This is a genomic window from Winogradskyella forsetii, assembly GCF_013394595.1.
In the GTDB taxonomy this organism is placed as follows: domain Bacteria; phylum Bacteroidota; class Bacteroidia; order Flavobacteriales; family Flavobacteriaceae; genus Winogradskyella; species Winogradskyella forsetii.
In genome coordinates, this window is the sequence record NZ_CP053348.1 from 4,380,048 (window position 1) to 4,392,258 (window position 12,211).

Below are 12,211 nucleotides of genomic sequence, written 5' to 3' on the forward strand. Positions count from 1 at the left end.
CACTTTTTTATAACTTATAACTTAAAAAATGTTAGACAAAAACGGAATCGCAAAACGTATAGCAAAAGAAGTACAAGATGGTTACTATGTCAACTTAGGAATTGGCATACCTACATTGGTAGCGAATTATGTTAGAGATGATATTGAAGTAGAATTTCAAAGTGAAAATGGTGTATTAGGAATGGGACCATTTCCTTTTGAAGGTGATGAAGATGCCGATATTATCAACGCTGGAAAGCAAACGATTACAACATTACCAGGCGCTTCATTTTTTGATTCGGCAATGAGTTTTTCTATGATAAGAGGTCAACATGTTGATTTAACAATACTTGGAGCTATGGAGGTGTCAGAAAATGGCGATATTGCAAATTGGAAAATTCCAGGAAAAATGGTAAAAGGCATGGGAGGTGCTATGGATTTAGTGGCAAGTGCCGAAAACATTATTGTGGCCATGATGCATACCAATAGAGCAGGAGCTTCTAAGTTGTTAAAAAAGTGCTCGTTACCATTAACTGGCGTGGGCTGCGTGAAGAAGATAGTCACAAATATGGCCGTTTTGGAAGTTACGTCTAATGGATTTAAACTTTTAGAACGTGCACCTGGAGTGTCTGTTGAAGACATTAAAAAGGCAACCGAAGGAGAAATGATTATTGAAGGAGATATTCCTGAAATGAAAATTTAAAACAACAAATATTTTAAAATGGAAGCCGCTAATTTTAGCGGTTTTTTTGTGCGAAAAAACTTCATAAAAGTTTTAAAATGTTAAAAAATAATGTATTTCAACGATTTATAGTGTATTTAGACTGATTAATTGAAAATAAGTTTCATATTGCAGTATCAAACAAATAGAACTGAAATTAACCTGATTTAACATAAACCGCAATTTACCTTTTTGCCCTAAATCTACCATGAATTACTGCTTATGAAAACTAAATCTACTTTACCGGAACCTACGCCTAATAAAGAAAACGAATTTTCAGTTTTAGAAAACACTTTAGAGTTAGTCTCAAATGTGTTCAAATTAGCAAAAAAAGTATTCATGCTATAACCCTTTGGGAATAGCATGAATTAGCTTTTTTGTGTAAGCTTGTTGTGGTGAAGCATATATCGCATCCGCATCACCAATTTCTTCAATTTTACCTTTATTCATTACGAGCAATTGATCTGCCATATATTTTACAACCGCTAAATCGTGCGAAATAAATATATAGGTAAAACCAAACTGTGCTTTTAAATCATTCAATAAGTTTAGAACTTGGGCTTGTACAGAAATATCCAATGCTGAAACCGATTCGTCACAAACAATGAGTTGAGGTTCTAGAGCAATGGTTCTTGCAATACCAACACGTTGGCGTTGCCCACCAGAGAATTCATGTGGATAACGATCAAAAGCTGAAGCCTCCAAACCTACTTTTTCAAGAATTTCTATAACTTTATCTTTTCGGGCCTTGTTTGAAGCGCCAATGTTATGAACCTTCATAGGTTCTAAAATTGCATTACCAACCGTTAGTCTTGGATTTAAAGACGCAAAAGGATCTTGGAATATAATCTGAATATCCTTTCTTAAGGATCGCATTTCTGAAGTACTCAAATTTATAATATCTTTTCCTTTGTATAAAATACGACCAGAAGTGGGCTTATCTAATTGTAAAATCGCATTTCCCAATGTCGATTTTCCACAACCAGATTCGCCAACCAATCCTAAAGTTTCGCCCGGAAAGACTTTAAAACTAACGCCATCCACAGCATTAAAAGGTTCGTCTTTAGAAAACCAGCCTGTTTTTGAGAGGTATGTTTTTTCTACATCTATCACCTCCAATAAAGGTTTTTGAGCATAAAGTTTTTTATGATTTTCTGCTCTATCAGCATCAGAAATAATGGTTTTACTCACGTTATCAGACATAAAATCTGAAATCGTTGGTAATTGTTTCAGCCGGAAATCTGTAGAAGGTCTCGCAGCAATTAAGGCTTTGGTATAATTGTGTTCTGGATGCTTAAATATGACTTCAGTCGTTCCTTGTTCAACAATTTCACCTTGATACATTACTAATACGCTGTCCGCCAATTCAGAAACCAACGACAAATCATGGGAAATAAACAGCACACTCATTTTAGTTTCCGTTTGAATGTCTTTCAACAATTCTAAAATCTCTTTCTGAACCGTAACATCCAGAGCGGTTGTAGGTTCATCTGCAATCAATAATTTGGGTTTACAGGCAATAGCCATCGCAATCATTACGCGCTGTTTTTGACCACCTGAAATTTCATGAGGATAAGCTTTGTAAATCCGCTTTGGATGAGGCAATTTTACCTTTTCAAAAAGATTGATAACTTCGGTTTTTATTTCTGAAGTCGATAATTTAAAATGCTGTTTCAAAATTTCTTCAACCTGTTTTCCACAGCGCATCGACGGATTTAAAGAACTCATAGGCTCCTGAAAAATCATGGCTATTTCTTTTCCTCTTATGGTTTGGAACTCTTTTTCAGACAATTCAACTAGGTTTTTATCTTCGAAGTATATGGAGCCAGAGGTAATTTTAGAAATAGGTTTCGGCAACAAACCCATTAAAGCCAAGGATGAAATGGATTTACCTGAACCAGATTCACCAACGACTGCCACGATTTCATTCGGTTTTATATCAAAAGAAATAGACTTGATGATTAGTTTTTCAACCCTATCCTTGTAAAACGCAATATTCAGTTGGTTAACGCTTATTAAATTTTTCATGACTACAGTTTTAATCTAGACAACTCGATTAAATGTGTTTTATTTCGTTCTCGTGAAGCAAATCATCTCCTCGTAATCTTAAGAAAATCTGGGCTACTGCAATAGTGTCTTTTTCGCAATAGATAATAATGCGGTCTATTTCCTTTTCTTTATAATAAACGCGGTAAACTTCGCTGCCATCAATATCATCTTTAGGTGATGGAATGCCGAGAACATTGGTCAATAGTTTTAAGGAGGTATAGGTTTTATAGTCGCCAAATTTCCAGAGTTCTAAGGTGTCTAAATGTGGTACTTCCCAAGGTTTTTTGCCAAAAAGGTTCAGTTTGTATGGTAATTCTATATTATGGATAATCATGCGTCTTGCGATATATGGAAAGTCGAATTCCTTACCATTGTGCGCGCAAAGTAGATGTTTATTTGCGCTAAAATGTGAAATCAGTAAATTTTTAAAGTCCTTTAAAATCTTAATTTCATCACCATAAAATGAGGTGACCCTAAAGCTTCGAGATTCACCTTGCATTTTAAAATAACCAACCGAAATACAAACAATTTTGCCAAACTCAGCCCAAATACCTGCTCTGTCGTAAAATTCTTCGGGTGTAAATTCCTCCTTACGTTGGTATCGCGATTTGGCATCCCAAAGCTCTTGTTTGGTTTTGTCTAAATCTGAAAAGTTCTCAGTTTCAGGAACGGTTTCTATATCTAGGAATAAGATGTTTTCTAAATTGAGTTTGCTAATCATATCATTTCGTGCGAAAAGGAATCTTTTTTATTATCAACTAAAGTTAATATTTTTAAATTACTTTTTAGATGAACTGTAGTTTGAAGTTTGTTTTTCAATAAGTTGAATGGTTTTTCTACAAGTTCATAGCTTAAATGTTTTATACGCTTATCGAGTCTATTCCTCCAACATCTCATAAGCCTCATCAATATAAACATAAAAATCTGAAGGAAACGAATTAATGGTTCTAGGACTTCTGTGATGTCCTAATCTAACCACGATTAAATTATCTTCAGGAATCACTATAACATATTGTCCCAAAATGCCTCGCATGGCAAATATGTCTTTGCCCAGATAATCACTGATCCAAAATCCGTAACCATAAGGCTGACCAATAAATCTGGACTGTGTAGCTTTGGTTACAAAGGCAGAATCCAGTAGTTGTTTTCCATTCCATTTTCCATGGTCTTTGTAGAGCTTTCCGAAACGGGCAAAATCTCGTGCATTACTGGAAATACAACAAAATGCCTTCGCTAATTTATTTTCATCATCATCCAATTGCCACAAAGCATCACTTTTAGCACCTAGCGGTTGCCAGAAACTTTCAGAAAGATAATCTGCCAAAGGTTTTCCTGTTGCTTTTTGAATGACCATGCCAAGCAATTGCGTACTGCCGCTCAAATATTCGAATTCTTGACCAGGTGTTTTAATCACTTTTTGATTTAGAATAGTTTCAGCTAAATCATCATCATAATTGGCTCTAGCTGTAATGGAGAAAGGACTGCTATAGGATTCTACCCAATCTAATCCAGAAGCCATAGACGACAAGTCGCCTACTGTAGTTTTAGAACCTTCAAACTCCCCAAAAAAATCACTAACAGGTTGGTCTAAACTTTTAATATAACCATCCATTATAGCTTTACCCAATAGCGATGTGGTTATACTTTTGGCCATTGAAAACGAGTTGGTTTTGGAATCTTTACCGTAATCCTCAGCATATTGCTCATAGAAAATACTATCATTTTTTATGATTAAATATGCAATTGTTCCAAACTCGTCATTAATAGTAGTAAGTGCTTTGGTCGGACTTATTTTATTGTAGTCTTTGTGCAAAGGCCATTCATCTGTAGTATTTCCCTTTTTAATGGTATCATTTTCAAAATACGGATGGTCATCAATAAAAGCTGTTTTGTGGCCTGTAAAATATACGACGCGAACACCTTTTAAAATGTAATCATAATCAAAAATATAAGCGACTATAATTAATAGACCAATAATTCCAATGAGCCATTTTAATAGTTTTTTGAGGAATTTCATAAATAAGAAAGCGTTAAACCATAAATATAGTCAAACTCCAATTAAAAAAGTGACTGTTGCTTGTATTGACTTTCATGATTGAGCAACCATTGTTTTCTATGCAGACCACCAGCATATCCTGTTAAACTACCATCACTGCCAATGACTCTGTGGCAAGGCACAACAATCCAAAGTGGGTTTTTGCCATTAGCACTGGCAACAGCTCTAATAGCTTTAGCATCGCCTAACTGTTTGGATAATTCTAAGTACGATATGGTTTTGCCGTAGGGAATAGTTTCAAGTTGTTTCCAGACTTTTTTCTGAAACTCAGTTCCTTTAGGGTTTAATTTCAAATCAAACACTTTTAGGCTGTTTTCAAAATAGGCCATCAATTGTTCTGCACATTTTTGAAGCGGTTCGGGAATGGTTTCAGATATTTTGTCTTCAAAATCTACTATTGAAATAGAAGAAACACCTTCGTCATTACCACTAATTTTGGTGTGACCCAAAGGCGAATTGATAGTACAAGATTCCATTATTCTTCAGTTTTAGTGTCGCCAACCTCAATATCCGTTTTGTATTCAACTTGCTTTTCATCGTCAAACATGCCCAAACGTTTGGCGCGTGATTCCCAACTTTTTCGGGCTTGTTTCTGCAAATCTGCCACGTTATCACTTTCGTCCATGATTTCTAAACCCAGAAGTGTTTCGATGACATCTTCCATAGTGACCAATCCTGTCACCGTTCCGTATTCATCTACAACTAAGGCCATGTGGTTTTTGCTTTCTACCAATTTTTCGAACAGGGTTGGTATTGGTAAGTTGCGTTCTACAATAAGGATTTCCCTTTTTATAGCTTCCAACGTTGTGGTGTCGTGGTCTAGCGCCATTTCTTTATAAATGTCGTCTTTAAGGACCAAACCTGTTATATTATCTGGATTTGCGGAATATATTGGAATTCGTGACACGCGAAGTTCTTGATTTTCGTCAAAGAAGGTTTTTACGGATTTCTTTTCATTTTCTGAAACCATCATGGTGCGAGGTGTCATAATATCCTTGGCCAAAATCTTCTTAAAGTTGATCAGGTTTTTTATCACTTTGCTTTCTGATTCTTGAAACACACCTTCCTCATGAGCAATATCTGCCATGGCCAAAAAGCTATCGCGACTCACTGTACTCACATGAGCGTTTTTGCCACCGATTAATTTGGTCGTCAGTTGTAAAACCCAGAGAATTCCCGTGTATCTCAACGGGAAAATAAGAATGTTCAATGCTTTTGATGTAAAGTTGGCTAAATTTTTCCAATAGGTTGCACCAATGGTTTTGGGGATGATTTCTGAAGCCACCAAAATTAGGATGGTCATCACGGTAGACACAATACCGACCATTAGATCTACTGTAAAATCAACGCCTAACACAGTTTTTTCTGTGGTACCGTACAATTCTGCATAGGCCACTTTAGCCTGCACTCCAACCAATATGGCTCCAACAGTATGTGCTATGGTATTTAACGTTAGAATAGCAATCAAAGGACGATCCACATCCTTTTTTAGCTCTTCTAAATTTTCGGCATAAGATTTCCCTTCTTTCTTTTTGAGGTTGATAAACGTAGGCGTAATACTTAAAAGTACGGCTTCCAATATTGAACACAAGAATGAAAAAAAGATGGATATGACGGCGTAAAAAATGAGTAAGCCCATTGATTTTTTAAAGTTTTAAGTTATTGCGAAGTTACGAAATGAATAGTTAAACCACATAAGCTATTTTGATACTTTGAAATTAGAAGTTCTAAATTGGGGAAATACGGGATTGGTTTAAATGTAAACTAGTATTTAGTTAACTCTCTAAAATAATACTAGTAGAGGGAACGCCATATTGAGAAATCCGTTCTAATAAATTCACTAATTCCTTATTGTTTCTAAAAAAGGCAAGAATACACAAACTGTCCTCTCCTGTAATTCGGTCGCATCGCTGAACTTCTTTAAAATAACTGACCTGATTATACGCCGTTCTAATAGTACTCGATTGATGTATTTTTAGAATGATATAGGCCTTAACTTGTATCCCTAATTTCTCATGATTGAGCTGAATCGAATAACCCAAAATAAAGCCTTTTTCTTCTAATTGTTTGACTCGTTTTCCAACAGCAGGAGCAGATAGATCGACGGATTTTCCGATCGTTGCAAAGGATTCTCTGGCATTTGCACTAAGCATTTCAATAATTTTATGGTCTATATCATCCATGTTCGATTCGAAAGCAATATTATGTTTATTCAATTGATTCGAAACCAAAAATAATTAAAATGTTTCGTTTGTGGGTCTAAAAAGTATGACTATTTAAGAGCTTTACAACATCTTTTGCAAAATAAGAGGCAATTATATCAGCACCAGCACGCTTTATAGACGTTACTTGCTCCATCATCACAGCATCATGATCTAACCAACCTTTTTCTGCCGCAGCTTTTAGCATTGCGTATTCTCCAGAAACTTGGTAAACCGCAATTGGGATGTCGAAAGTGTTTTTAATATCTCTAACAATATCCAAATAGCATAGACCAGGTTTTACCATCACAATATCGGCACCTTCATTAATATCCATTTCGGTTTCCCTGATGGCTTCATCTCTATTGGCAAAATCCATTTGATAGGTTTTTTTGTCTTTTGGAATATCAACCAAATCTACAGGTGCAGAATCTAAAGCATCTCTAAAAGGCCCATAAAAAGCCGAGGCATATTTTGCGGAATAACTCATAATGCCAACATCTATAAGATTAGTTTGATCCAGAGCTTCACGAATACCCAATATTCTGCCATCCATCATATCGCTTGGTGCCACGAAATTGGCGCCAGCTTCGGCATGGGAAATGCTCATTTCGGCTAAAACTTCGACCGTTGCATCGTTAATTATTTTTCCGCCTTCAATAATGCCATCGTGTCCGTAAGACGAAAATGGGTCTAAAGCCACATCGGTCATTACCAACATATCTGGGCAAACTTCCTTTACGGTTTTTATAGCACGTTGCATTAAACCGTTTGGGTTTAAGGCTTCAGTTCCTTTGTTGTCTTTTAGGGCATCATCAACTTTTACGAAGAGTAAAACTGATTTTAAACCTAAACTCCAAAGTGTCTTTACTTCGGCTTTGAGTAAATCCAAACTGAAACGATAGTAGTTTGGCATTGACGCAATTTCTTCTTTCACACCTTTGCCTTCAACGATGAAAAGTGGCACTAAAAAGTCATTTGGACTGATGTAAGTTTGTCTCACTAAACTTCTAATGGCTTCGTTGCTTCTAAGACGTCTATTTCTTCTTATTGGGAACATAATTTTTTAATCTAGAAAAGATATTGATAATGCTTATTTTTAACATTTACAAAGTTAATCAATTAAAGCTATTTAGTATTGTTGGAATCTTTCCGAGTTTTAAAATTTCAGTTTCCTTGGCGCAGCTATCAAGAAAAGCTTCTAAAAAATTTTGGTACTCACATCGCAGATCACCATTTTCATGTTATTGCGCCACCAGGCTCTGGTAAAACAATTTTAGGTATTGAAATTTTAAGGCGAATCGGTAAAAAAACCTTGGTATTAGCTCCAACAATTACCATAAGAAACCAGTGGCAAGATCGCTTACAAACGTTTTTCACAGATACCACTGAGTTTGAAAATGTATCGCTAGATGTTAAAAAGCCAAGCGATGTCACCTTTTCAACATATCAGTCTTTACACGCGTTTTACAAGGCTTTTGATGACAAAAATGAATTCTTAGACTTCTTCAAAAACCATGATATTGAAACTATTGTTTTAGACGAAGCGCATCATTTAAAGAATGATTGGTGGACCTGTTTAATAGATTTGAAGAAAAATAGGTCATACTTCATAGTGGCATTAACAGCAACACCACCTTATGACAGTAGCCGGTTGGAAGTGAGCAAATATTTTACGCTATGTGGCGAAGTGGATGATGAAATTTCCGTGCCAGATTTGATTAGGGAAAAGGACTTGAGTCCACATCAAGACTTTGTGTATTTCTCAAAACCTTACGAGTCAGAATTAAATTCTATTGTTTCATATAGGGAAAACATCGCTAAATTTAAGGCTGATATTTTACGTGATAAACGGTTTATGGCCCTATTACAAAACCATCCTTTGTATAAAAATCCTACTGATAATCTGCAAACTATATACGGCAACACGGCATTTTTCTCTTCAATTTTTATCGCGCTTAATGCTATTGGAATTTCCCTCGATAAAAGTAAAATGGAGGTCTTGGGTTTTAAGAAAATAGATCGTATAAAGCTTCCTGAATTAAATTTGCATTGGCTAGAAATACTATTAGAAAATCTTTTAGTTACAGATCGTGAACATCTACAAGATCAGGAAGATTATCTCAGAAATCTTGAAAAAACACTTAGACAGCTTTATGCCTTCGAGAAGAATAAAGTCAATTTAAAAGGTAACGAATCGCTTTATAAATCGCTTGCTTTTAGTCCAAGTAAATTAGAAGGTATTGTTGAAATTGTCAATGCAGAGCGTTTAGCACTTGGTGATGATTTAAGTTGCGTGATATTAACTGATTATGTTAGAAAAGAATTTTTGAACACTCCCAATGAGGCTACGGATAGAATAGATAAAATTGGCGTGCTTCCTATCTTTCACTATATCAGAACAAGTACAGTTAACAATAAGGATCTGGCTGTTTTAACTGGGACTATTGTTATTATTCATCATAGTATAATTCATGTATTTAATGCTTATAGTAATGAATCATTCAAATTTATACCATTAAAAAGTGACGATAATTTTGTGATGGTAAACGCTATCAATCGCTCTAGCAAAGCCATTGTTGGCATAATGACAAAACTATTTGAAGATGGTATCATTAAAATCCTCATTGGCACAAAAGCATTATTGGGAGAAGGTTGGGACGCTCCTTCAATTAACAGCCTAATTTTGGCATCGTTTGTTGGCTCTTTTGTGTCCTCAAATCAAATGCGTGGTAGGGCAATTCGCAAAGATGCCAATAAACCGAAAAAAACCAGTAATATTTGGCATTTAGCCTGTATAGACCCAACGGATAAAAACGGCGGACGCGAGATTGAATTATTAAAGCGTCGGTTTGAAGCTTTTGTTGGTATAACCAATACTAAAGTGCCTTTTATAACTGATGGTTATGAGCGATTGGGCATTCCTGAAGAAATTGACACCAATGATGTTGATCGACTAAATGCGTTGACTTTTGAACGTGCTGCTAAACGAACAAATACAACCATAAAATGGAAACATTCAATTGGAAGCGGCAGTAAATTAACGAGACAGTTAAAACTTGAAGATTATAAAACACCAGAATTTAAAGCTGAGCGAAATCTTTATTTTGCAAAGGCATCAAAATTGGTTTTGATTGAAATTATATTGATACTTGCCGTTTTCTTTTTTGGAACCCTAATCACAGCATTTAATTTGATGCTCAGCCAAAAGCTATTAAACAGTATGAGGATTATAGGATTAATAGTGCTGGCATTTTTTGGATACAAATTGTATCGATTGACCATCTATTATTTGCGACATGGTTTTCTGCACAAAAAATTGAAGCGTATGGGCTTGGCTATATTAGAAACCATGGACGATCTACACATTTTAAACACCAGAAGAAGTTTTATAAGAGTGCATGCTGAAGAATTACCCAATGGTGTAGTGACTTGTAATCTAAAAGGAGCAAGTAATTTTGAAGAAGCCTTATTTTTAAGTACGCTAACAGAATTATTAGAACCTGTTAAGTCGCCTCGTTATGTTTTGGTCAGTACTAACTTTTTCAAAAGAGGATTTAATATTGAAAATTTTTATCCAATACCAGAGGTATTCGGGAAGAATAAAGAGGATGCTGAGCGTTTTCACGAAAACTGGACACGCTACATGGGAAAAAGTAAGTTAGTTTATACCAGACAATCTGAAGGCAGACGACTTTTGCTAAAAGCACGACTTTTTCATCACACCAATGAATTAGATGGAAACTTGGAAGATTTAACGGTTTGGAAATAGATTAAACCCATTCTCTGGGATTTTGTAAAACGTCTAGTAATTTTTCTTCTGCACTTCCTTTTTCAGGATGATGGTCATAAACCCACTGCACATGTGGTGGTAAGCTCATTAAAATACTTTCTATGCGTCCATTGGTTTTCAAGCCGAATAATGTGCCTTTATCGTGTACTAAATTGAATTCCACATAGCGTCCTCTTCTAATTTCTTGCCAGTTGCGTTGTGTTTTTGTGTACTCCAAGTTTTTTCGTTTTTCAACGATTGGCACATAGGCTTCTAAGAAACTATCGCCAACTTCTGTAACAAAGTTGTACCAGTTTTGCATGCTCATCTCCTCTGTAGCTTTGCAATAATCAAAGAATAAGCCACCAATACCGCGACCTTCATTTCGGTGTGCGTTGAAAAAGTATTCATCACAACGTGCTTTGTATTTTGCATAAAACTCTGGATTATGTTTGTCGCATGCCGTTTTGCAGGTCTGATGAAAGTGTTTGGCATCGTCTTCAAATAAATAGTAAGGTGTGAGATCTTGTCCGCCACCAAACCATTGGTCAACGATTTTACCGTCCTTATCATACATTTCAAAATAGCGCCAATTGGCATGAACTGTTGGTACCATTGGGTTTTTTGGGTGCAAAACCAAGCTTAATCCACATGCAAAAAAATCGGCGTCTTCAACACCAAAGTACTTTTGCATACTATCTGGTAATTTACCGTGTACTCCAGAAATATTGACACCTCCTTTTTCGAAAACACTGCCATGTTCTATAACACGTGTTCTTCCACCACCACCTTCTGGTCGTTCCCAAATGTCCTCTTGGAATTTGGCTTTACCATCAACAGTTTCTAGTTTTGAGGTTATGGTGTCTTGTAATTGCTTTATGTAAGTGTAGAATTTGTTTTTGATGGTTGTGTTTGGTTTAAAACCTTCAAGATGTTTAAAAGATTGAAGACTATTATTAGTGACTTGATCTGCAAGGTTTTCAAAACCTTGTAGATCTTTATTCTTATTTTGATAATGTACAATTTTTAAATTATCTAAGTCGTCAAACAATTCTAAAATGTATGTTTTATCAATCTGAAATTCTTTTGGTGATGTATCCCTTATGTAATATTGAAATGAAGAGAATCTATAATTTTCCCAATCTTCAATCGGATTTAGATGAATGTAACAAAAAACAGTTTTATAATAATCTTCAGTGTCGATTAGTTTTCGTTTAAAATGCTTTTCAAACAGACTTCCTGTTCTCTTATTTTCTTTATTAAATGCTTTTGAATAAGCATTGAAAAGATTAGAAAAGGCTTGTGTAATTTCTTTTGATTCAGCATCAACTTTAATTAAAAAATGGTAATGGTTATTTAACAGACAGAAAGCAGAAATAGTAGCTCTGCCTTTTAGATATTTTCCTGTTAAGTCAAGAAAATAACGTTTGTTC

Annotated in this window: 11 protein-coding genes; 3 read left to right on the plus strand and 8 right to left on the minus strand. The window is 35.4% G+C overall.

Translation table 11 applies throughout. The annotated features are described in order from the left end of the window. The first annotated feature begins 28 nt into the window (after positions 1 to 28). Complete coding sequence (locus tag HM987_RS18800; protein ID WP_179009534.1) at positions 29 to 682, plus strand: CoA transferase subunit B; 654 nt, start codon at positions 29 to 31, stop codon at positions 680 to 682. Between the two features lie 240 nt (positions 683 to 922). Beyond that, positions 923 to 1,048 carry a hypothetical protein gene (locus tag HM987_RS19700; protein ID WP_256867345.1) on the plus strand — a complete coding sequence of 42 codons (126 nt, stop codon included), beginning with the start codon at positions 923 to 925 and terminating at the stop codon, positions 1,046 to 1,048. On the opposite strand, the gene HM987_RS18805 is transcribed toward HM987_RS19700, so the two are convergent. The 7 genes from HM987_RS18805 to hemB all read right to left on the minus strand — a co-directional run bounded on the left by HM987_RS18805 (position 1,043) and on the right by hemB (position 8,066). After that, positions 1,043 to 2,728, minus strand: a complete 1,686-nt coding sequence (locus HM987_RS18805; RefSeq protein WP_179009535.1) for an ABC transporter ATP-binding protein — start codon at positions 2,726 to 2,728, stop codon at positions 1,043 to 1,045. The two genes, HM987_RS19700 and HM987_RS18805, sit on opposite strands and share 6 nt — an antisense overlap. Positions 2,729 to 2,756: 28 nt before the next feature. Then, positions 2,757 to 3,470, minus strand: a complete 714-nt coding sequence (locus HM987_RS18810; RefSeq protein ID WP_179009536.1) for a 3'-5' exonuclease — start codon at positions 3,468 to 3,470, stop codon at positions 2,757 to 2,759. Between the two features lie 156 nt (positions 3,471 to 3,626). Then, on the minus strand, positions 3,627 to 4,766 hold the full coding sequence (locus tag HM987_RS18815) for a serine hydrolase domain-containing protein (protein WP_179009537.1): 1,140 nt from the start codon (positions 4,764 to 4,766) through the stop codon (positions 3,627 to 3,629). A gap of 41 nt (positions 4,767 to 4,807) precedes the next feature. Next, positions 4,808 to 5,281 carry a methylated-DNA--[protein]-cysteine S-methyltransferase gene (locus HM987_RS18820; RefSeq protein WP_179009538.1) on the minus strand — a complete coding sequence of 158 codons (474 nt, stop codon included), beginning with the start codon at positions 5,279 to 5,281 and terminating at the stop codon, positions 4,808 to 4,810. After that, positions 5,281 to 6,444, minus strand: a complete 1,164-nt coding sequence (locus tag HM987_RS18825; protein WP_179009539.1) for a CNNM domain-containing protein — start codon at positions 6,442 to 6,444, stop codon at positions 5,281 to 5,283. The genes HM987_RS18820 and HM987_RS18825 overlap by 1 nt, the downstream gene beginning before the upstream one ends. Before the next feature lie 136 nt (positions 6,445 to 6,580). After that, positions 6,581 to 6,988, minus strand: a complete 408-nt coding sequence (locus HM987_RS18830; RefSeq protein WP_179009540.1) for an Lrp/AsnC family transcriptional regulator — start codon at positions 6,986 to 6,988, stop codon at positions 6,581 to 6,583. Positions 6,989 to 7,064: 76 nt separating this feature from the next. Next, the gene (hemB, locus tag HM987_RS18835; RefSeq protein WP_179009541.1) at positions 7,065 to 8,066 is read right to left on the minus strand and encodes a porphobilinogen synthase; all 1,002 of its coding nucleotides are present in this window, start codon (positions 8,064 to 8,066) and stop codon (positions 7,065 to 7,067) included. Positions 8,067 to 8,144: 78 nt separating this feature from the next. On the opposite strand from hemB, the gene HM987_RS18840 reads away from it, so the two are divergent. Further along, positions 8,145 to 10,778, plus strand: a complete 2,634-nt coding sequence (locus HM987_RS18840) for a DEAD/DEAH box helicase family protein (protein WP_179009542.1) — start codon at positions 8,145 to 8,147, stop codon at positions 10,776 to 10,778. 1 nt (position 10,779) lies between these two features. Here the strand turns inward: HM987_RS18840 and hemF are convergent, their stop codons facing one another. Then, a complete protein-coding gene (hemF, locus tag HM987_RS19625; RefSeq protein ID WP_229724705.1) occupies positions 10,780 to 11,682 on the minus strand; it encodes an oxygen-dependent coproporphyrinogen oxidase in 903 nt (300 codons plus the stop codon). Positions 11,683 to 12,211: the final 529 nt, after the last annotated feature.

Excerpts from the sequence above, each read along its gene's own strand:
- HM987_RS18805 (WP_179009535.1), bottom strand. The coding sequence starts at position 2,728 with ATGAAAAATTTAATAAGCGTTAACCAACTGAATATTGCGTTTTACAAG.
- HM987_RS18820 (WP_179009538.1), bottom strand. The coding sequence starts at position 5,281 with ATGGAATCTTGTACTATCAATTCGCCTTTGGGTCACACCAAAATTAGT.
- HM987_RS18830 (WP_179009540.1), bottom strand. The coding sequence starts at position 6,988 with ATGGATGATATAGACCATAAAATTATTGAAATGCTTAGTGCAAATGCC.
- HM987_RS19700 (WP_256867345.1), top strand. The coding sequence starts at position 923 with ATGAAAACTAAATCTACTTTACCGGAACCTACGCCTAATAAAGAAAAC.
- HM987_RS18800 (WP_179009534.1), top strand. The coding sequence starts at position 29 with ATGTTAGACAAAAACGGAATCGCAAAACGTATAGCAAAAGAAGTACAA.
- hemB (WP_179009541.1), bottom strand. The coding sequence starts at position 8,066 with ATGTTCCCAATAAGAAGAAATAGACGTCTTAGAAGCAACGAAGCCATT.
- HM987_RS18810 (WP_179009536.1), bottom strand. The coding sequence starts at position 3,470 with ATGATTAGCAAACTCAATTTAGAAAACATCTTATTCCTAGATATAGAA.
- HM987_RS18815 (WP_179009537.1), bottom strand. The coding sequence starts at position 4,766 with ATGAAATTCCTCAAAAAACTATTAAAATGGCTCATTGGAATTATTGGT.
- HM987_RS18825 (WP_179009539.1), bottom strand. The coding sequence starts at position 6,444 with ATGGGCTTACTCATTTTTTACGCCGTCATATCCATCTTTTTTTCATTC.